Below are 19,857 nucleotides of genomic sequence, written 5' to 3'. Positions count from 1 at the left end.
CGGAGAGGGACGATCATGCATTTCGACGCAGTATTCACCGGCGGGCGGTTCCGGACGATGGACCCCGAACGCCCCGAGGCGCACTCGATCGGCGTCATCGACGGCCGCATCCGTGCGCTCGACGACGACGTCACCCGGCTCCCGGCGCACCGGACCTACGACCTCGGCGGCGCCCCGGCGGCGCCCGCCTTCAATGACGTCCACCACCACCTCTCCATGCGCGGGCAGCGCCTCAACGGCGTCGACCTGCGGGCGAGCACGGTGTCCTCGATGGAGGATCTCTACGACGCGGTCGCCGCCGCGGCCCGCGACGCGCAGCCGGGGGAGTGGATCTACGGCTCCGGCTACGACCAGAACAAGCTCGACGACGCGCATCCCCTGGCCGCCGAGCTCGACCGCCGGGCCCCGGACAACCCGGTGTGGCTCGAGCACGTGTCCGGGCACATGGGGGTGGCGAACTCCCGCGCCTTCGAGGTCGCCGGATTCGCCGAGCTCTCCGAGGTCCCCGACGTCGACGGCGGGCACGTCGCGCGCACGGAGGACGGCCGCACCGCTGCCGGGCTCGTCCAGGAGCGAGCGATGGACCTCATCACCGGGGTGTACAAGCCCCTGCCGGTCGACGACATCGTCCGCAATCTCCGCACCGCCTCCGAGCAGGCGCTGCGTGAGGGGATCGGTTCGATCACCGAGCCGAGCATCGGGAACTCGCCGGTCGACCTCCACGCCTACCTCACGGCGTAGGAGACCGGAGCACTCGGCGTGCGCGCCACGGTCACGCCGTACCTCACGGCCCTGCACCACATCATCGGCCGCGACGACGCCTCCGGTGAGGGCCTCGACCTCGGCCGGCGCACCGGGATGGGCGACGAATGGCTGCGGATCGGCCCGGTCAAGGTGCTCACCGACGGCTCTCTCATCGGCCGCTCCGCGGCGATGACGTGCTGCTACCACGGCGAGGAGTCGAGCGGCTACATGGCCTGGGACGTCGAGGAGCTCACCGAGCTCCTCCGCGGCGCCTACCGTCTGGGTTTCCGGCTCGCCACCCACGCGATCGGCGACGCCGCCGTCGACCACGCCCTCGACATCATCGAGGGCGCCCAGCGGGACTACCCGCGGACCGACCCGCGCAACCGGATCGAGCACTTCGGCGTGGCCTCCGACGAGCAGATCGCCCGTGCCGCACGGCTCGGCCTCATCGGCGTGCCGCAGCCGCGCTCATCACCGAGATCGGCGACGGCATGGCCCGTGCCCCCGGCCCCGAGCGCACCCAGCTGTGCTACCGCGTCCGCTCCCTCATCGACGCCGGCATCCGCGTCCCCGGCTCCTCCGACGCCCCGGTGGTCGACGGCAGCCCGATCCTCGGCATCCACGACTTCGTCAACCGGCGCACCGCGGGCGGCGCGGAGTTCGGTCCGGCGGAGACGATCACCGCTGAGCAGGCGCTGCGGGCCTACACCGTCGACTCCGCCTACGCCTCGCACGAGGACACGCTCAAGGGCGACCTGTCGATCGGCAAGCTCGCGGACTTCACCGTGCTCAGCGACGACCTCCTGCAGGTCCCGGCCGAGGAGCTCAAGGACGTGCAGGTCGGCGCGACGGTGGTCGGCGGCGAGATCCGCTACGACGACGGCGCGATCCGCAGCTGACACGCATCCTTCCGGCTCAGTCCTCGAGGAACTCCTGCACCCCGGCGACGATCGCCGCGGCATAGCGCTCGCGGCCCGCGGCGCTCTCCATGAGCGCCGCCTCGTCCGGGTTGCGCATCTCCCCGCACTCGACGAGCACCGCGGGCACCTTCGCGTGGTTGAGCCCGGCGATGTCCGTCCGGGCGACGATCCCGTCGTCGCCGTAGGCGGGGTTGGGGGCGAGGTCGGCCGCGCCGAAGGCCTCGACCATGTCCTCGGCGAGCGTGCGGGAGGGCTCGTCGACGCCCGCGTGCGGCGAGTCCTCGACGACGACCATGTGGAACCCGGTCGCCGAGGTGTCCTCGGTCCCGTTCGCGTGGATGCTCACGAGCACATCCGCGCCCGCGTCCCCGGCGAACTGCCCGCGCTCGTCGACGCACGGACCCACGCCCTCGTCGTCCTCCCGGGAGAGCACCACCTCGGCGCCGAGGTCCTCGAGGCGCTCGCGCACCGCTGCGGCCACCTCCCAGTTGAATGCGTTCTCGGGATAGTCGGTGGCCGAGGCCGTCCCCGTCGTATTGCACGCCTTGATGCCGCCGCGCCCGTCCGGCACCGGCGCGGTGACCTCCGCCGGGTGCGCGGCGTTGCCGCCGTTGTGACCCGGATCGACGGCGACGACGAACCCGGTGAGGGGCTCCTCGACAGGGGTCGGCGTCGGGGTCTCGGTGGGCACCGGGGTGGCCGCCGCCGAGGTGCCCTCCGCCGGGCTCCCCACCGTGCCGGTGGACGGATTCTCCGCCGGCCCCGCTCCCGAGCAGCCGGCGAGCAGCATCGTGCTCGCGAGGAGGCCGGTGATCCAGAGGCTGCGTGACATGTGCCCCAGTATCCCACCCGGCACCTCCCCGGCATCCGGGCGCCCTCGCCCGGAGGCCCCCACCCGGCACGCACCCGAAACGTCGCCGGGGCAGCGGCATGGCAACCGGGTGCGGGCGGTGCGGACTCGTAGACTGGGGGCCGTCGATCGAGCGGAAGGAACCTGCGTGGCAGCCAGAGGAGCGAAGACCGAGGACTACGGTGCACGACAGCTGTCCGTCCTGTCCGGACTGGACGCCGTCCGCAAGCGGCCGGGCATGTACATCGGCACCACCGACTCCCGCGGCCTCATGCACTGCCTGTGGGAGATTATCGACAACTCCGTCGACGAGGCGCTCGCCGGCCACGGCGATCACATCGAGATCACGCTGCACGCCGACGGCTCCGTCACCGTCTCCGACACCGGGCGCGGCATCCCCGTCGACATCGAACCCAAGACCGGTCTCACCGGCGTCGAGGTCGTGATGACGAAGCTCCATGCCGGCGGCAAGTTCGGCGGCGGCTCCTACGCCGCGGTCGGCGGTCTCCACGGCGTCGGAGCCTCCGTCGTCAATGCGCTCTCCGCCCGGCTCGACGTCGAGGTCACCCGCGGCTCCAAGGTCCACCGGATGTCCTTCAAGCGCGGTGCCCCCGGCCGCTTCGACGACTCCGGCGGCGTGCTGTCCCCGGACAACCCCTTCACCCTCTTCGAATCCGCTTCCGAGCTCGAGATCATCGGCAAGGCCAAGCGCGGGGTCACCGGCACCCGGATCCGCTACTGGTCGGATCCGCAGATCTTCCTCAAGGACGCCCACTTCACCTACGACACCCTCGTCGACCGCGCCCGCCAGACGGCCTTCCTCGTGCCCGGCCTCGGCATCACCATCCACGACGAGCGCGGGGTCGAACGCGACGAGACCGGGGAGATCATCACCTCGCGGACCGAGGAGTTCCGGTACTCCGGCGGGATCTCGGAGTTCGTCGAGCACCTCGCCCACGACGATGCCGTGACCGACGTGTGGCGGCTGGCCGGCTCCGGTACCTTCACCGAGACGGTGCCGGTGCTCGACGAGGACGGCCACATGGTGTCCACCGCGGTCCCGCGCGAAGTCGGCGTCGACATCGCGGTGCGCTGGGGCAAGGGCTACGACACCCGGGTGAAGAGCTTCGTCAACATCATCGCCACCCCCAAGGGCGGCACGCACATGACCGGCTTCGAGCAGTCCCTGCTCAAGACCGTGCGCAGGTCCGTCGACCAGAACGCCCGCCGCCTCAAGGTCGGCAAGGACAAGCTCGAGAAGGACGACGTGCTCGCCGGCCTCACCGCCGTCGTCACCGTGCGACTCGCCGAACCGCAGTTCGAGGGCCAGACGAAGGAGGTGCTCGGCACCTCCGCGGTCCGCCAGATCGTTGCCCGCACCGTCGAGCAGGAGCTCGGTGCGCTGCTGAACTCCTCGAAGCGGCAGGAGAAGCAGCAGGTCAACCTCCTGCTCGAGAAGGTCGTGGCGGAGATGAAGTCGCGGATCTCGGCGCGCACCCACAAGGAGAACCAGCGGCGCAAGACCGCGCTCGAATCCTCGTCGCTGCCCGCCAAGCTCTACGATTGCCGCAAGACCGATCTCGACCGCTCCGAGCTGTTCATCGTCGAGGGCGATTCCGCGATGGGCACCGCGAAGGCCGCCCGCGACTCCGAGCACCAGGCGCTGTTCCCGATCCGCGGCAAGATCCTCAACGTGCAGAAGGCCTCGGTGGGCGACATGCTCGCCAACGCCGAGTGCTCCGCGCTGATCCAGGTCATCGGCGCCGGCGCCGGGCGCAGCTTCGATCTCGAGTCCGCACGCTACGGCAAGGTCATCATCATGACCGACGCCGACGTCGACGGCGCCCACATCCGCACCCTGCTGCTCACGCTGTTCTTCCGGTACATGCGTCCGCTCGTCGAGGCCGGCCGGGTGTTCGCGGCGGTGCCGCCGCTGCACCGGGTGGAGATCGTCCACCGCGGCAAGGCCAACGAGGTCGTCTACACCTACTCCGAAGCGGAGCTCTACACCCTCCTCAAGCGGCTCGACCGCACGAAGAAGGCCTACAAGGAGCCCATCCAGCGCTACAAGGGGCTCGGCGAGATGGATGCCGACCAGCTCGCGGAGACGACGATGGAACCGGGCATGCGCTCGCTGCGCCGGGTGACCATGGGCGACGCCGAGGCCGCTGAGCGCACCTTCGGACTCCTCATGGGGTCCGAGGTCGCACCGCGCAAGCAATTCATCGTGTCCGGTGCGGCGATGCTCGACGCCGAGCGTATCGACGCCTGAGCCGTCACGCTCCTGGCCGGGGCCGCTGCGGCCCGTCCGCTCCGGAGCCGCCTCGCGTCGACCCGGATCAGGCCAGCGTGGGTGCGGCGAGGATGAGCGTCGGGACGAGCACGAGGCACGCGGCCGCGACGAGCTCGACCGTCCGCACGCGGGTGCGCGCCGCGGGGAGCTTACGGTCGAGGCGGGCGAGCCGTGCCCGGGTGAGATCCGTGCTGTGCGCCCCGGGATGGACGCGTGCTCCGGTCTCGACGGCCTCCGCCAGCGGTGCGGCGCCCAGGCTCGCACGCGCCCGGTCGTCGGCCATGAACTCGATGAGCGCGGACACCGCGGCGAGCGCGGTCGAGGTCGCCGGGACGAACGGCAGCGCCCGGTTCCATGCCGCGAACGGCAGCACGAGCAGATCGTGGTGGAGGTCGAGGTGCGCCTGCTCGTGCGCGACGACGGCCCTCCGCTGCTCATCGGTGAGCACCGCGAGCAGACCGGTCGTCACCACCGTCGTGCCCGAGCCGCGGCCCGGCAGGCAGTAGGCGACCGGGCTGTCGCTGGTGAGCACCCGTGTGTTCGGCAGCTCGGCCGACGGCTCGGTGAGGAGGTCGACGAGCGCGGAATGCCGGCGCCGGTGCCTCAGGACGAGCACGGACTGCACGAGGAGCGAGCTGATGAGGCGGACGGTGAGGAGCACCGCGACGAGGAGCAGCAGCCACTGCCACCACGCGAGCAGGGACAGCGCCTGCAGGTCGGCGAGGCCGATCAGTCCGTCACCGAGCGAGCCGGCCATCGGGGCGGTCGCGAACACGACGGCGGTGCCGATGAGCGAGAGTCCGCCGGCGAGGCCCACCGCCTGCCACAGCACGAGCCGGGAGAGCGGGTCGATGAGCGGGGAGCGGCGCGCGAGCGCGACCGGCACCGGCCACGCGAGCACGAGGGCCAGCACGGCGAGGAGGGTTCCGGTGATGAGCATCGCGGGCCGCCCGGTCGGGCGTCGGTCCTCAGCGCTGGACGAGCGGGCGCTGGAGCAGCGAGGACAGGAAGGCCGTGTCGGAGTCCGACACGGAGCCGAGGAAGCGGGCGAGCACGGCGTGGCGGTCCGGGGCCTGGTCGAGGACCTCGGTCATGAGTTCGGCCACGTGGTCCTCGCGGCTCGACACGGTGAGGTAGCGGTGGGGGCGCTCGGCGCGGACCCGGGTCACCAGGCCCTTCTTCTCGAGCCGGGTGAGCACGGTGTGGACCGTGGTGAGTGCGGGATCGCGGTCGCTGAGCGCATCGCGGAGGCCGGCCGCGGTGAGGCCGGCGGGGTGATTCCACAAGGCGTTCATCACGCTGCGCTCCAGTTCACCCAGTGTTCCCACGCTCGTCGCCCCGATCAGTCAGAATGCTTGCAGTCGCGGTCTGCGGATGGCCGCGTCCACCATGCAGTGTAGTCCGGTCCACCGCCGACGCGCCACCATACGAGACGGTCAGGTGTCATTTCCGAGCACTTTCGTAGTTACCGTGGAGTCGGAGTATTCTACGGACAGTAGAAACCGCAGCAGAATCTCGAGACGTCGCCGGGCCCCGGTGCGCCCCGATACGACGGAGAACAGGGAGGCGTTCGTGGATCTCGATCCAGTCCTCATCGGCCGGTGGCAGTTCGGCATCACCACGGTCTACCACTTCTGGATGGTGCCGCTGACCCTCGGGCTCGGCCTGCTCGTCGCCATCCTGCAGACGATGTACCACCGCACCGGCAACGAGATGTGGCTGCGGGCCACGAAGTTCTGGGGCAAGCTCTACCTCATCAACTTCATCATGGGCGTCGCCACCGGCATCGTCCAGGAGTTCCAGTTCGGGATGGCGTGGTCGGAGTACTCCCGCTTCGTCGGCGACGTGTTCGGCGCTCCGCTCGCCATGGAGGCGCTCATCGCCTTCTTCCTCGAGTCGGTGTTCCTCGGCCTGTGGATCTTCGGCTGGGGCCGGCTGAGCCGGAAGCTCCACCTCGGCGTCCTGTGGGCGGCCGTCATCGGATCCTGGCTGTCGGCCTACTTCATCATCGTCGCGAACTCGTGGATGCAGCACCCGGTGGGCGTCGAGCTCATCGACGGGCGCCCGGTCATGACCGATGTGTTCGCGGTGATGACGAACAGCACCGCGCTCGCCGCCTACACCCACACGCTCGCCGGTGCCACCGCGGTCGGCGGGGCGTTCCTCCTCGGCATCGCCTGGTACCACCTGTGGCGGCGCCGCAAGGACGGCATCGACACCGTCGGCCCCGACGGCCGCGTGGTCGTCGGCTCCGCCCCCGAGGTGCCCGGCCGCGACGAGACCGACTACTCCGTGTGGTGGCGCTCGCTGCGGATCGGCGGCTGGACGGCCGTCATCGCCTTCGTGCTCGTCGCGATCACCGGCGACATCCAGGCCAAGCTCATGTACGAGCAGCAGCCGATGAAGATGGCCTCGGCCGAGGCGTCCTGCCACGACGGCACCGAATTCTCCGTGCTCACCATCGGCGACCTCAGCTCGAACAGCTGCGACGACGTCGTGCCGGTCATCGAGATCCCGGGCATCCTGTCCTTCCTCGCCAACGGCGACTTCAGCACCGAGGTGCCCGGCGTCTCCACCCTCATCCCGGAGTACGAGGAGGCCTACGGCACCCATATGCCCTCCGACGACATGTACGGGGACTACTCCGGACAGGAGATCGACTACCAGCCCTCGATGTTCATCACCTACTGGGGCTTCCGTCTGATGATCGGCTTCGGCGTGCTCGCCGCCGCCGCCGGCGCCCTCGCGCTCTGGGTCACCCGCAAGGGCACCGTGCCGTCGTCGACATTCCTCACCCACCTGGCGCTGTGGGGCATCACCGCCCCGTTCATCGCGAACTCCGCCGGCTGGATCTTCACCGAGATGGGCCGCCAGCCCTTCGTCGTCGCGCCCAATCCGGACCCCTCGGGGATCGACGGGGTGTTCCTCTACACCGCCGCCGCGATCTCCCCGTCCGTGACGCCCGGCGAGCTGCTGTTCTCCCTCGTGTCGCTCACCCTCGTCTACGGCGTGCTCATGGTGTTCGAGCTCGGCCTCATCATCAAGTACGTGCGCGGCGGGGTGGTGTCCGCGATGCCGGAGATCGATACGACCAACTACAAGCCGGTGGTCGACCGGAGCGACGACGACGTCCTGTCGTTCGCGTACTGAGGAAGGGGATCGAACGATGGAACTCATGCCGACGATCTGGTTCGTGCTCATCGCCGTCCTGTGGCTGGGCTATCTCTTCCTCGAGGGCTTCGACCTCGGCGTCGGGATGCTCCTCAAGGGCTTCGCCAAGGACGAGCGGGAGCGCCGCCTCCTGCTCAACACCATCGGCCCCGTGTGGGACGGCAACGAGGTGTGGCTCATCACCGCGGGCGGGGCGACCTTCGCCGCGTTCCCCATGTGGTACGCCTCGCTGTTCTCCGCGCTCTACCTGCCGCTCACGCTCGCGCTGCTCGCCCTGATCTTCCGGGCGGTGGCGATCGAGTACCGCGGCAAGGGCTACTCGGACCGGTGGCGCAGCGGCTGGACCTGGTGCCTGTCCGCCGGATCCCTCGTCGCCGCGTTCTGCGTCGGCGCGATGCTCGCGCTCACCACCACCGGCATGCCGCTCAACGCCAACGGCGACAACACCGGCGGGCCCTTCGCCTGGCTCAGCCTGCCGGCGATCGTCGGCGGCCTCGGAGTGGTCGGGTTCTGCCTCCTCCACGGCCTGCTCTACCTCTCCCTCAAGACCGACGGCCCGGTGCGCGAGCGCGCCCGCCGGACAGCCGCGCTCGGCGCCCCGTTCCTCCTGCTGCCGATCGTCGTGTGGGTGATCTGGGTGCAGCTGCTCAACGCGAAGCTCCTCGGCTGGGTGCTCATCGTCCTCGCCGCCGCCTGCGCGGTCGCGATGTGGGTGCTCATCCGACGCGGTGCGGAGAAGCCCGCGTTCATCGCCCAGGCGCTGTTCCTCGTCCTCGGCGTGGCCTCGATCTTCTCGAACGTCTACCCGAACGTCATGCCCTCGACGCTCGATCCCGCGTTCTCGCTCACCGTCGCGAACGCCTCGTCCTCGACGTACACGCTCACCGTCATGCTCGTCGTCGCCGCGATCTTCGTGCCGATCGTGCTCGTCTACCAGATCTGGGTCTACCGGATCTTCGCGAGCCGCCTGCGGGTCGAGCACATCCCGCCCGCCCATCAGGTCCCGGTGGCGATCCGCAGCCACCACCAGTGAGCGACCGGCAGTCCCCGGCGTCCATCGCGCTCGCCTCCCGCCAGGGGAGGCGAGCGCTGTGGCAGCTCGGAATCATCGCCTGCATCAAGGCGCTCGGCCTCGTCCTCGTCGCCGAGGGGATCGCCCGCGGGGTCGTGGGACTCATCGAGGGCCGGCCGGTCACCGCCGCGGTGCTCACCGGCGTGCTCGGAGCAGTCCTGCGCGCCGCGGCGGTGTGGGCCTCGCGGACCGCCGGGGCACGTGCGGCGATCGGGGTCAAGACCGACCTGCGCGCCGCACTCGTGCACCGCACCTTCGCCGGCTCGACCCGCGACGTGCCCGTGTCCGACGGGGCGCTGACGCTCGCCGCCACCCGCGCCCTCGACGATCTCGACGACTACTTCACCGCGGTGCTCCCCGCACTCACCGGCTCCGCGGCGATCCCGCTGCTCATCGTCGCCCGGATCGCGTTCTCCGACTGGGTCAGCGCCCTCATCATCGTGCTCACCCTGCCGCTCGTCCCCGTCTTCATGGTGCTCATCGGCCGCTACACCGCGGACCGGATCGCGGATGCGACGACTGCCCTCGACCGTCTGTCCACCGCGCTCGTCGAGCTCGCCCGGGGCCTGCCGGTGCTCGTCGGGCTCGGGCGCGTGCTCGCCCAGACCCGCGCCCTGCGGGACACGAGCGAGACCTATCGGGACACGACGATGCAGACCCTGCGGGTGGCGTTCCTCTCCGCGCTCGCGCTCGAATTCATCTCCACGATCTCCGTCGCACTCGTCGCGGTGTTCATCGGCGTGCGGCTCGTGTACGGGACGATGGAGCTCTCCGACGGCCTCTTCGCCCTCATCCTCGCGCCCGAGTGCTACCTGCCGCTGCGTCAGCTCGGCGCCGCCTTCCATTCGACGGAGAACGGGATGGCCGCGTTCGCCCGCGTCCGTGCGCTCACCGGCCGCCCCGTCGCCGCCCCGGTGGCCGCCCGGGCGGATGACGCCGGCGAGGGCATCGACATCCGCGGCCTGAGCGTCGACTACGCGGGGCGCTCCCGGGCCGCGCTGCGTGCCCTCGATGCGCACATCCCGGATCCCGGTCTCACCGTCCTCCACGGGCCCTCGGGTGCCGGGAAGTCGACACTGCTCGGCGTGCTCGCCGGGCTCGTCCGGGAGGATGCTGGCTGCCGCATCGGCGGCACGGTGAGGGGGGTGCCGGAGCGCCTCGCCCACGCGGGGCAGAGCCCCCGCACGAGCGCCCCCACCGTCGCCGAGGAGCTCGCCCTCCACGCCGCGGCCGGCGGGCCGCGGCTCGATGACGCCGTGCTCGCCCGCTGTCTGGCGATGGCGGCGCTCGCGGTCGACCCGCAGACCCCGTGCGCCGCGCTCAGCCCTGGTGAGCTGCGCCGCCTCGCGCTCGCCCGCGCCTTCGCCCGGGTGGAGGCCGGAGCCCGGCTGCTGCTCGTCGACGAGCCCACCGCGCACCTCGACGCGGACTCCGCCTCCACGGTGCGCGGCAGTCTCACCGCCGTCTCCCGGACGGTCCCGGTGATCGCCGCGACCCACGACCTCGACCTGCTCGCCGCGGCGGACACCCGGATCGAGGTCCGCCCGGGCCTCGACCCCGCGGGCCCGGCCGTTGTGCGCGCCGGAACAGCACCGCACACGGGTGCGGCGGAGCCCGCGGGTGTCGACACGGCACGACCGCCCGCCGTCGGCCCGGCAGACGCGACCGACGCCGCCGGCGCGCCGCGCGCACCGGAGACCGGCCCCCGCCCGGACGTCGCTCCCGCCGCACCGTCCGATGACTACCCCACCGCACCCGAGGTGCCCGCGCTGCCGGCCGCGACGATCCGCCGCAGGCTCTCCCGAGCCGTCGACATGCGCTCGCCGCGCTTCCTCCTCGCCGTCCTCTGCGGGGTGGGCGCCGTCGCCGCCGGCGCCGCACTCACCGGGGTCTCCGCGTGGCTCATCGTCCATGCCTCGTTCCAGCCGCCGATCATGTACCTGCTCGTCGCGATCGTCGGCGTCCGGTTCTTCGGGCTCGCCCGCACCGTGCTCAAGTACGCCGAGCGGCTCGTCCTCCACCGCGCGATCCTCGATTCGCTCACCCGGCTGCGGGAGCGGATCTGGCTGTCCTTCGCCGCGACCGGCACCGCCAACCGGACGCTGCTGCGCGGCGAGGTCGCCCTCAGCCGGCTCATCGCCGATGTCGACGACGTGCGCGATCTCGCCCCGCGGGTCGTGCTGCCGCCGGTGGTCGCGGTCGTCGTGGCGCTCGCCGCCGTCGTGACCCTCGCACTCATCCATCCCGCGGCCGGCCTCGTCATGGGTCTCGGCGCGCTGCTGAGCCTGGGCCTGGCACCGCTGCTCACCCGGCTCGCCGACCGGCGGGCGACGAGCGCAGCGCGCCGCACGCGCACCACCGTGCTCACCGCGCTCGCCGGGCTCCTCTGGGCGCGCGAGGACCTCCAGGTCAACGGAGCTGCTCCACAGGTCGTCGAGCGCTTCCTCGCCACCGATGCGCGGGCCGGGGCGCACGAGGCCCGCGCTGTCCGCGCCACCGGGATCGGCGAGGCCGTGATCACCGTCGTCGGCGTGCTCACCGGCGTGCTCATGCTCCCCGTCCTCGCCGGCGCCGTGACCTCCGGAACGCTGAGCGGGGAGCTGCTCGCCGTGGCCGTGCTCCTGCCGCTCGCCCTCATCGACTGCTTCACCGATGCGCTCGCCTCCGTCCAGCAGTGGCCCGCGCTCGTGGCCGTCCTCGGCCGGGTCGACGCCCTCGACGACGCGGATCCCGCAGCCCGGCTGGGCTCCGGCGACGGGCCCGAGGTGATCACGGACATCGAGCTCGACGATCTCGCCGCGACCTGGCCGGGTACCGACTCCCCGGTGTTCTCCGGCGTCAGCGCCCGGATCGATGCCCGGGAGTGGACCGCGGTCACCGGGCCTTCGGGATCGGGCAAGACGACGCTCGTGAGCATCCTCCTGCGCTTCCTCGACCCGAGCGCGGGGGAGTACCGGATCAACGGACGACCGACGCGGGGACTGGGCCCGATGGACCTCGCCGGCCAGGTGTCGTGGTGCCCGCAGGAGGCGCACGTGTTCGACTCGAGCCTGCGGGCGAACCTGCTCATCGGGCGGCCGAAGGACGATGCACCGACCGATGCGGAGCTGCGCGCCGTGCTCACCCGGGTCGGATTGCGCGATCTCGCCGCCGACGCCGGCCTCGATGCACGGATCGGCGCCTCGGGGGCTTTCCTGTCCGGCGGACAGCGGCAGCGTCTGGCCGTGGCGCGCACCCTGCTCGCGCATTCCGAGGTCATCGTCCTCGACGAGCCCACCGCCCACCTCGACGCCCAGATGAGCGCGGACCTCATGGGGGACCTGCGGGCCGGGCTCGACGGGGTGGCTGTCGTCGTCGTCACCCACGATCCGGGACTCGTGGGCGCCCACGACGAGCGGATCGTCCTCGCCTGAGGAGTCGTACGGCTTCGCCCGGATCAGTCGTCTCCTGGATCAGCCGCCTCCCGGATCAGCGATCGTCCGGACAGGTCGCTGCCCGGACCGGTGACTTGTCCGGGTGTGCGTCAGTCGCGCTTGGAGCCGAACATGATCTCGTCCCAGCGGGGGACGGAGGACCGGCCCTTCTTCCGCGGGGCCTCGGCTTCGCCGGGCCGCGGGATCGGCTGGGTTTCGTGATGATGGTCCGACACGCCCGGTTCGTCGAGCAGCGAGGGATGGTCCTCGGCCGGTGATCCGGGGCCCGGCTCCTCCCGGTGCGGGTCGGCGGAGACGTCGTCCTGCGGCGCCCCGGAGTGCCCTGCGGGCTCATCGGCCGGGAGCGGGAAGATCCCGGCGTCGTCGGCCTCCTCGGGGGCGCTGAGCGCCGTGTGGGCGCCGTCGGGGTGACAGGCGGGCTCGTCGGAGACGGCGCGCAGGGACCGGCGCGAGCCCGGCGGCGGGGTGTCGCGCGGTGCGCGGGCGAGGTCGCCGAGGCCGTCGGGCTCCGCGGCGGCGACCGACTGGCGGCCGCGACGGCGTCGCAGACTCTCAAGGATCCGTCCGGTCTCGGCCATGTGGCTGCCGCGCGGGGAATCCTCATGGATCCGGGTGCTGCCGTCCTCGGCCTCGATGTTGAAGACCCGCTCGGAGCCGCTGCCGAAGTTCGGGATCGGGCCGGAATCGCTCGGACCGGCGTCGGAGAGCCAGCGGGCCTCGTCGTCGAGCGGCGAGATCGAGCCGCGGGCGTACTCCCAGCCGGCCGAGCGCTCCTTGTCCGCTGCGACGAAGCTCAGCTCGACGTACCAGGTGCCCGAGGTCTGCTTCCAGGCGTCCCAGCGCATCGACCCGAGGTCGACATCACGCATCTGCAGCCGCTCGCGGCACAGTGCGAGGAGCCGCTTCGGGGTGCCGTCGGGGTTGTTCTCGGGGTAGACGAGGCACTGCCCGGCACGGTCGGCGATGTGTCGCCGCTCGGCGAGCACGGGGCCCTCGTACACGCGGACGTGGTCCGCGGTCGCGCCGGTCGCCTCGACGACCTCCTCGGTCGTCATGCCCGACCGGATCATCGCCTGGATCTCGCGGGGCCGCACGGGCTCGCCGGCGGCGCGGATCCGGGCCAGACGATTGCGGTCGCGGCGCACGGCGGCGTACAGGCTCTCGTCGATCGGGAGCAGGTAGTGGTGGCCGGCACCGTCCGACAGCACGAGGTGCTCCTCGTCGTCGTGCACTCCGCGCAGCGTCAGCTCCGTCATATGCGTCAACCTCCAGTCATGACTGTGTGCCGATCGTTTCACGAAGTCCGCACCCGGTGCGGGAAGCGCTCGGGCGAGTCGCGAGAAGGGACGTCGGCGTGCGCGCCTGCCCATCCTCCGAGACCGGGACTCTCAGCAGGGTGATCGGCGAGGAGTGGGAGCGGGGGAACGTTAGACTGGGGCGCGTGACTACTTCCAGCCTCGCGCCCTTCGATGCCCTTGTCCTCATGTCCTTCGGCGGACCCGAGTCCGAGGAGGAGGTGCTCCCGTTCCTCCAGAACGTCACCCGCGGCCGCGGGATCCCGGACGAGCGGCTCGTCGAGGTCGGTGAGCACTACTACGGGTTCGGCGGGAAGTCGCCGATCAACGACCAGAACCGGGCCCTCCTCGCCGCACTGCAGGCGGAGCTCGCCACCCGCGGGATCGACACCCCGGTGGTGTGGGGCAACCGGAACTGGGACCCCTACCTCACCGATGTGGTGCGTGATCAGCATCGGGAGCACGGCTTCACCCGCTTCCTCGCGATCGACACCTCCGCCTACTCGAGCTACTCCTCCTGCCGGCAGTACCGGGAGGACTTCGCGCAGACGACGACGGCGCTCGCAGAGGAGGGCATCGCCGTCGAGTTCGACAAGATCCGGCAGTACTACAACCACCCCGGGTTCGCCGCGGCCGAGCTCGCGTGCGTGCGCCGCGGGATCGCCGACCTCACCGCGCAGGTGGGGGAGCTCGACCCGGACCGACACCGGGTCCTCTATGTCACCCACTCGATCCCCGACACCATGCAGGACGCCTCGGCGGTGATGACGCGCGGTTACCGGGCCCAGCACGAGGAGCTCATCGAGTGGATCGCCGGTGAGCTCGGCGCGGAGCTGCCGCTCGCGTCCGAGCTCGTCTACTGCTCCCGGTCGGGGGCTCCTCACATCCCGTGGCTCGAGCCCGACGTCAACGACCGGATGGCCGAGCTCAAGGAGGAGGGCATCGAGGGCGTCATCGCGGTGCCGATCGGATTCGTGTCCGATCACATGGAGGTCAAGTACGACCTCGACACCGAGGCCGCGGAGACCGCCGCCGAGCTCGGGCTCGCCTACGTGCGGGCCGCGACGGTGGGTCTCAAGGAGGAGTTCGTGTCCGGGCTCGTCGACCTCGCGCTCGAGCGCGCCGCACAGCGTCGTGGGGAGGACGTCGAGACGCCGGCTGTGACTCCGCAGGGAGCGCTCGGGCCCGGCAGCGGCGCCTGCTCGATCGAATGCTGCCGTGGGAAGCTCGACAAGCCGGTGCTGCCGCAGTGGGAGCCCGTGGGCTGATCCCGCGCTCTGATCCGGCCGGTGCGGCACCTGCCCCCGGCCGGACCTCGCCGCGGTGTCGGCTCAGCTCGGTTCGTCGGCCGGCGCGACGATCGGGATGGCGCCGGTCTCCGCGGCCAGCACCTGCTGCAGCTGCGCGGTGTCGACGTCGTTGCGCTCGGCCAGGCCGATGAGCCCTTCGAGCTCCCCGACGAGCGAATCGACGGCGAGGTCGTTGCCCTCGGTGCGGGCACTCGCGATGAGCTTCCGCAATGCGGACACGTGTCGGTGGAGCTCGGCCTCGAATTCGCTCATGGATCATCCTTCCGCAGCGTGCGGTCCGTGGCGGCTGGGTCCCGCGGACAGCAGGTCGATTCACCGCCATTCTTCCAGATCAGGAGAGTCCCTGTCAGGCCGCGGCGAGCGGCGGCTCACCGCCGGGGAGTGAGACTGCACACTTCGGGGCAAACCTGCCTTGCCAAATCGCAGGTCACAGTGCAAAATGCTTGAGACATCGCACCCCGGCGGCACGCGAGACGCGCTTCCACCCATCACCCATTCGCGGAGAGTGATCAGTCCACATGGCGACAGACTACGACGCCCCTCGTAAGCAGGACGAGGACCTCAGCAACGATTCCATCGAGGAGCTCAAGGCCCAGCGGACGCAGCAGCAGGCGAGCCAGGTCGATGAGGATGAGGCTGTCGCGGCGGAAGGGTTCGAACTCCCCGGCGCCGATCTGTCGAACGAAGAGCTCTCCGTGCGCGTGCTGCCCAAGCAGAACGACGAATTCACCTGCATGGAGTGCTTCCTCGTCCGCCACCGCTCGCAGATGGCGAGCGAGGACGGCGGCATGCCGATCTGCACCGACTGCGCCGGCTGAGCCTCCGCGCCCACCGCACCTGCATGAAGGCCGTCTCCCTATCGGGAGGCGGCCTCATCCGTGCTGCGGCGGTCGGCGGCGCGACGGCGGACCCGGGGCAGGGGACCGTCCGCTCCCGCCTGCGGCGATCGGCGGCGCTCAGCCCCGGTTGAGGGCGGCGGCGAGCTCGTGCGGGTGCTTGGACGAGACCAGCCAGTACGGCGTCGGGTCCGCCGGGTCGTCGAGGGCGACCCGCACCACGGTCTTCACCCACGGGCGGGTCATGAGGAAGGCGCGTGCATCGAGGTGCACCCCGCGGGCGGCGAACGAGCCGCGCTCGTCGAAGGGGATCGCCTCGGCGATGAATCGCCGCTCGATGTGCGCCGGGCCGGCCCGGAACCCCGCGTCGCTGACGACGATCGGAGCCGACAGCGAACGCAGCCACAGGGCGGCGAGCACGAGGACCACCACGGGCACGATGAACGCGCCGAGTTCCCACACCGGGTACACCATCAATGAGGTCATCGCCGACAGCAGCACGGTCACCACCCACCACGTGACCGGCGGCCACAGGCGCTCGGAATAGTGCACGACGGTGTCCGATCCGGAGGAGATGCTCATGCCCCCGATTCTCCCACACCGGGCTTGGGCGAGCACCCGTCGCACCGATAGAGTGCGGCACTGTGACCATCGAACAGCAGACCATCGCACTGCGGCGCCTCGACCCCGCGCTCCCGGTGCCCGCCTACGAGCACCCCTCCGACGCCGGCGCGGACCTCTGCGCCCGGGAGGACGTCACGCTCGCCCCCTTCGAGCGGGCACTCGTGCCCACCGGCATCGCCATCGCCCTGCCCGAGGGATTCGCCGCGTTCGTCCACCCGCGCTCCGGTCTGGCAGTCCGCACCGGCCTGTCGATCGTCAACGCGCCGGGCACCATCGACGCCGGCTACCGCGGGGAGATCAAGGTCCCCCTCATCAATCTCGACCCCCGCACGCCGATCGAGCTCTCCCGCGGGGACCGGATCGCCCAGCTCGTCGTGCAGCGCGTCGTGCACGCGGACTTCGTTCCCACCGACACCCTCGAGGGCTCCGCCCGCGGGGAAGGCGGTTTCGGCTCCACCGGCGGCTTCGCGGCATCCGTCGGCCCCGCGCCCACCGGCCCGCAGGCGAACCCCGCCTGACCCGCACGCACCGCACTATCATGTGAAGTTCACAGCCCGAAGGAAGGACAGCATGGGACTCTTCGACCGCTTCCGCAAGTCCGCACCGGCGACCGACGAGGTCGAGGAGCGCGACGACCTCGACGCCGAGCGCGACGAGGACACCGGGCTCGACGCCTCGGACGACGCCGGGGCCGACGACGACGCGCGCGAGCCGTCCGACCTCACCGACGAGGATGCCGACGACGGCTCCCTCGACGACCCCGCCGAGGAGGACGAGGAGGACCTCGCGAAGGCCGCCCCGCTCGACCGGGTCGACAACGGCCCCTGGGACTCCGAGGAGGAGTTCGGGGAGGAGAACAGGATCGACCTCGGCGCCCTGCAGATCCCGGTGCGCGACGGCATGCAGGTCCGGCTCGACGCCGAGGAGGGCACCAACCGCATCCTCGCCGTCACCCTCGTCCACCAGGGCGGGGCCGTGCAGCTCCAGGCCTTCGCAGCCCCCCGCTCCGAGGGGCTGTGGAAGTCCGTGCGCACCCAGATCCGCGACAACGTCGTGCAGAAGGGCGGTGCGGTCGACGAGCTCTACACCGCGCTCGGCACCGAGCTGCTCACCCGCATCCCCGTCCGCACCAAGGACGGGAAGGCCGCCGCCCGGGTCGCCCGCTTCGCCGGCGTCGACGGCCCCCGCTGGTTCGTGCGCGCAGTGTTCACCGGCAAGGCCATCACCGACGAGGACGTCCGCGCCGAGCTCGTGCAGATCTTCCGCGGCACCGTGGTGCACCGCGGCACCGAGGCGATGCCGCCGCGCGACCTGCTCGTTCTGTCCCAACCGACCGCGGTCAAGGCGCCCGCCGCACCCGAATCCGCGGTCAGGGACGACATCGATCCCTTCGAGCGCGGCCCGGAGATCACCGAGGTCCGCTGACCTGGTGCCCGCACTCATGGACGGAGACACCCACTGAACGCGCTGACCCGCCTGCTCGAACGCTGGGGGACGAGCGCGGACAAGGACGCCGAGGCGGACGCGGACATCCACGCCGCCAGCGCGGTGCCCGGCGCGACCCCGCTGTGCGAGCTCGAGCTGCGCGCCGAGACCCGGGTGGCCGGCGTCATCGTCGCGGTGACCCGTTCGCTGCCCCACGAGGCGCCGCGCCTCGACATCGTCATCAGCGACGGCACGGGGTCGGCCGCAGCCCGGTTCCTCGGCCGTCGGGAGATCCCCGGGGTGGCCGCCGGTCGGGCGATCGTGCTCGACGGGCGGTTCTGCCGGCAGCAGGGCGAGGTGCGCACCGTCAACCCCGGCTACCGGCTCATCGCCTCAGCCGCCGACTGACGGACCCGGATCTGCCGGCGGTGCGACGCCGGACTCCGCAGGCGATCCGGCATCCCGCTGTCCGGACACGGGTGTGCGCGCGGCGGCGCCGAGGAGCTCCCTCAGCCCCTCGACTCGGTCGGGTGCGACGATGAAGAACATCTCGTCGCCGGCCTCGATGACGTCGTCGGCGCTCGGTGCGATGACCTTGGCGTTGCGGAGGATCGCGGCGAGCACCGTGTCGGCGGGCCACGACACCGAACCGACCCGCCTGCCGCTCACCTCGGCCTTCTCGCCGACGGTGAACTCCATGAGCGAGGCCTGCCCGCGCCCCAGGTCGAGCAGGTGGATGAGCCCGCCGACCTCGACGGCCTCCTCGACGAGCGAGGTCATGAGCCGCGGCGTCGACACCGCGACGTCCACGCCCCAGTTGTCGTCGAACAGCCATTCGTTGCGCGCGTTGTTCACCCGTGCCACGGTGCGCGGCACGCTGAACTCCGTCTTGGCGAGCAGGCTGAGCACGAGGTTGGTCTTGTCGTCACCGGTGGCGGCGACGACGACATCGGCGCGCCCGAGCCCGGCCTCGTTCAGGCCGCCGAGCTCGCAGGCGTCGGCGAGCACCCAGCTCGCGCCGGGCACGCGGTCGCGGCGGACCGCCGCGGAGCTGCGGTCGATGAGGACGACCTCGTGATCGCGGCCGAGCAGCTCGCGGGCGACCGAGCGGCCCACGGAGCCGGCTCCGGCGATGACGACCTTCATTCCACGTCCTCCTGGGTCAGCGGCTGGTCGAGCGTGCGGATGATCGCATCGAGGTCGTCCCGGGCACACATGAGGTGCGCGAGGTCGCCGTCCTGGACGAGCATGGACGGTGGGGCGAGGACACCCTCGCCGTTGCGGGTGATGTAGGCGACCCGGGCCGGGACCGCGGCCTCGATGTCCGACACCGGCCGGGCGATCCAATCGGGGTGGAGGTGCACCTCGGCGAGCACGAGCCGACCGGAGGCCTCCCGGTACTCAGTGACCGCTCCCTGCGGGATCAGCCGGCGCATCATCTGGTCGGCGGTCCACCGCACCGTCGCCACCGTCGGGATGCCCAGCCGCTCGAAGATCTGCGCGCGCCGGGGGTCGTAGATCCGGGCGGCGACGTTCGTCACGCCGAAGGTCTCGCGGGCGACCCGGGCGGCGAGGATGTTCGAGTTGTCGCCCGAGGACACCGCGGCGAACGCATAGGCCTCCCCGGTGCGGGCCCGGGCGAGGGCGTCGCGGTCGAACCCGATGCCGGTGACGGTGTCCCCGGAGAAGTCGGGGCCGAGCGCGCGGAACGCCTCGGGGTCCTGGTCGACGACCGCGACGGTGTGCCCGGCCGCGTCGAGCGCGGTGGCGAGGGAGGCCCCGACCCGCCCGCAGCCCATGATGACGAAGTGCATCCGCCGGTCCCCTTCCTTCGTGCCCTACCATTGGTGCTCGTGGCACGCAGTTTCTCCGATGCCGTC

The 19,857-nt window shown here is 71.4% G+C and carries 18 protein-coding genes and 1 pseudogene; 11 read left to right on the top strand and 8 right to left on the bottom strand.

The annotated features are described in order from the left end of the window. Positions 1–15: 15 nt before the first annotated feature. Positions 16–1,164 (top strand): annotated as a pseudogene (locus AB0I45_RS03015) (amidohydrolase family protein); the annotation flags it as partial. Positions 1,165–1,238: 74 nt separating this feature from the next. Further along, entirely contained in the window at positions 1,239–1,646 is a 408-nt protein-coding gene (locus AB0I45_RS03010) for an amidohydrolase family protein (RefSeq protein WP_360316625.1), read from the top strand. Positions 1,647–1,662: 16 nt separating this feature from the next. Here the strand turns inward: AB0I45_RS03010 and AB0I45_RS03005 are convergent, their stop codons facing one another. Further along, positions 1,663–2,499 (bottom strand): N-acetylmuramoyl-L-alanine amidase, encoded by an 837-nt coding sequence (locus AB0I45_RS03005; protein WP_360316622.1) that lies wholly within the window; start codon positions 2,497–2,499, stop codon positions 1,663–1,665. 166 nt (positions 2,500–2,665) lie between these two features. Between AB0I45_RS03005 and AB0I45_RS03000 the strand changes: the two genes are divergently transcribed. Continuing rightward, on the top strand, positions 2,666–4,789 hold the full coding sequence (locus tag AB0I45_RS03000) for a DNA topoisomerase IV subunit B (RefSeq protein ID WP_137319937.1): 2,124 nt from the start codon (positions 2,666–2,668) through the stop codon (positions 4,787–4,789). Positions 4,790–4,856: 67 nt separating this feature from the next. Here the strand turns inward: AB0I45_RS03000 and AB0I45_RS02995 are convergent, their stop codons facing one another. Both AB0I45_RS02995 and AB0I45_RS02990 read right to left on the bottom strand, forming a co-directional pair. Next, a complete protein-coding gene (locus AB0I45_RS02995) occupies positions 4,857–5,750 on the bottom strand; it encodes a M56 family metallopeptidase (protein ID WP_295687405.1) in 894 nt (297 codons plus the stop codon). Positions 5,751–5,778: 28 nt separating this feature from the next. Continuing rightward, on the bottom strand, positions 5,779–6,138 hold the full coding sequence (locus AB0I45_RS02990; RefSeq protein ID WP_137319935.1) for a BlaI/MecI/CopY family transcriptional regulator: 360 nt from the start codon (positions 6,136–6,138) through the stop codon (positions 5,779–5,781). Positions 6,139–6,382: 244 nt separating this feature from the next. On the opposite strand from AB0I45_RS02990, the gene AB0I45_RS02985 reads away from it, so the two are divergent. From AB0I45_RS02985 to cydC, 3 genes are read left to right on the top strand one after another with little or no spacing between them, the layout of a single operon-like run. Next, positions 6,383–7,960 carry a cytochrome ubiquinol oxidase subunit I gene (locus tag AB0I45_RS02985; protein WP_137319934.1) on the top strand — a complete coding sequence of 526 codons (1,578 nt, stop codon included), beginning with the start codon at positions 6,383–6,385 and terminating at the stop codon, positions 7,958–7,960. 16 nt (positions 7,961–7,976) lie between these two features. Continuing rightward, positions 7,977–9,014 (top strand): cytochrome d ubiquinol oxidase subunit II, encoded by a 1,038-nt coding sequence (gene cydB, locus AB0I45_RS02980; RefSeq protein WP_137319933.1) that lies wholly within the window; start codon positions 7,977–7,979, stop codon positions 9,012–9,014. Further along, positions 9,011–12,466: a thiol reductant ABC exporter subunit CydC gene (gene cydC, locus AB0I45_RS02975; protein WP_295687396.1), complete on the top strand. Its 3,456-nt coding sequence runs from the start codon at positions 9,011–9,013 to the stop codon at positions 12,464–12,466. The genes cydB and cydC overlap by 4 nt, the downstream gene beginning before the upstream one ends. Positions 12,467–12,576: 110 nt before the next feature. Here the strand turns inward: cydC and sepH are convergent, their stop codons facing one another. Beyond that, positions 12,577–13,743: a septation protein SepH gene (sepH, locus tag AB0I45_RS02970; protein ID WP_295687393.1), complete on the bottom strand. Its 1,167-nt coding sequence runs from the start codon at positions 13,741–13,743 to the stop codon at positions 12,577–12,579. Positions 13,744–13,928: 185 nt separating this feature from the next. Here sepH and AB0I45_RS02965 point away from each other — a divergent pair, with 185 nt between their 5' ends. After that, positions 13,929–15,050 carry a ferrochelatase gene (locus AB0I45_RS02965; RefSeq protein ID WP_295687390.1) on the top strand — a complete coding sequence of 374 codons (1,122 nt, stop codon included), beginning with the start codon at positions 13,929–13,931 and terminating at the stop codon, positions 15,048–15,050. A 63-nt stretch (positions 15,051–15,113) separates the two neighbouring features. Here the strand turns inward: AB0I45_RS02965 and AB0I45_RS02960 are convergent, their stop codons facing one another. Beyond that, entirely contained in the window at positions 15,114–15,344 is a 231-nt protein-coding gene (locus AB0I45_RS02960; protein ID WP_137319930.1) for a hypothetical protein, read from the bottom strand. A gap of 266 nt (positions 15,345–15,610) precedes the next feature. Between AB0I45_RS02960 and AB0I45_RS02955 the strand changes: the two genes are divergently transcribed. After that, a complete protein-coding gene (locus AB0I45_RS02955; RefSeq protein ID WP_137319929.1) occupies positions 15,611–15,910 on the top strand; it encodes a DUF4193 domain-containing protein in 300 nt (99 codons plus the stop codon). 138 nt (positions 15,911–16,048) lie between these two features. Here the strand turns inward: AB0I45_RS02955 and AB0I45_RS02950 are convergent, their stop codons facing one another. Beyond that, positions 16,049–16,510 carry a DUF3093 domain-containing protein gene (locus AB0I45_RS02950; RefSeq protein ID WP_295687385.1) on the bottom strand — a complete coding sequence of 154 codons (462 nt, stop codon included), beginning with the start codon at positions 16,508–16,510 and terminating at the stop codon, positions 16,049–16,051. A gap of 62 nt (positions 16,511–16,572) precedes the next feature. Between AB0I45_RS02950 and dut the strand changes: the two genes are divergently transcribed. The 3 genes from dut (at position 16,573) to AB0I45_RS02935 (ending at position 18,385) form a co-directional block, all read left to right on the top strand. Beyond that, entirely contained in the window at positions 16,573–17,070 is a 498-nt protein-coding gene (gene dut, locus AB0I45_RS02945; protein WP_137319927.1) for a dUTP diphosphatase, read from the top strand. Positions 17,071–17,122: 52 nt separating this feature from the next. Next, entirely contained in the window at positions 17,123–17,977 is an 855-nt protein-coding gene (locus AB0I45_RS02940; protein WP_295687379.1) for a DUF3710 domain-containing protein, read from the top strand. 123 nt (positions 17,978–18,100) lie between these two features. Beyond that, on the top strand, positions 18,101–18,385 hold the full coding sequence (locus AB0I45_RS02935) for an OB-fold nucleic acid binding domain-containing protein (protein WP_137319925.1): 285 nt from the start codon (positions 18,101–18,103) through the stop codon (positions 18,383–18,385). On the opposite strand, the gene AB0I45_RS02930 is transcribed toward AB0I45_RS02935, so the two are convergent. Together AB0I45_RS02930 and AB0I45_RS02925 are read right to left on the bottom strand one after the other, a co-directional pair. Beyond that, on the bottom strand, positions 18,371–19,123 hold the full coding sequence (locus AB0I45_RS02930; RefSeq protein WP_137319924.1) for a TrkA family potassium uptake protein: 753 nt from the start codon (positions 19,121–19,123) through the stop codon (positions 18,371–18,373). The two genes, AB0I45_RS02935 and AB0I45_RS02930, sit on opposite strands and share 15 nt — an antisense overlap. Further along, entirely contained in the window at positions 19,120–19,791 is a 672-nt protein-coding gene (locus tag AB0I45_RS02925; RefSeq protein WP_137319923.1) for a TrkA family potassium uptake protein, read from the bottom strand. Before AB0I45_RS02925 ends, AB0I45_RS02930 begins: the two co-directional genes overlap by 4 nt. Between the last annotated feature and the right edge of the window lie 66 nt (positions 19,792–19,857).

Origin of the sequence: Brevibacterium sp. NPDC049920 (genome assembly GCF_040656435.1) — a bacterium.
In the GTDB taxonomy this organism is placed as follows: domain Bacteria; phylum Actinomycetota; class Actinomycetes; order Actinomycetales; family Brevibacteriaceae; genus Brevibacterium; species Brevibacterium pityocampae.
The sequence above is the reverse complement of the archived record's forward strand: the minus strand, read 5'-3'. Positions and strand labels throughout refer to the sequence as shown.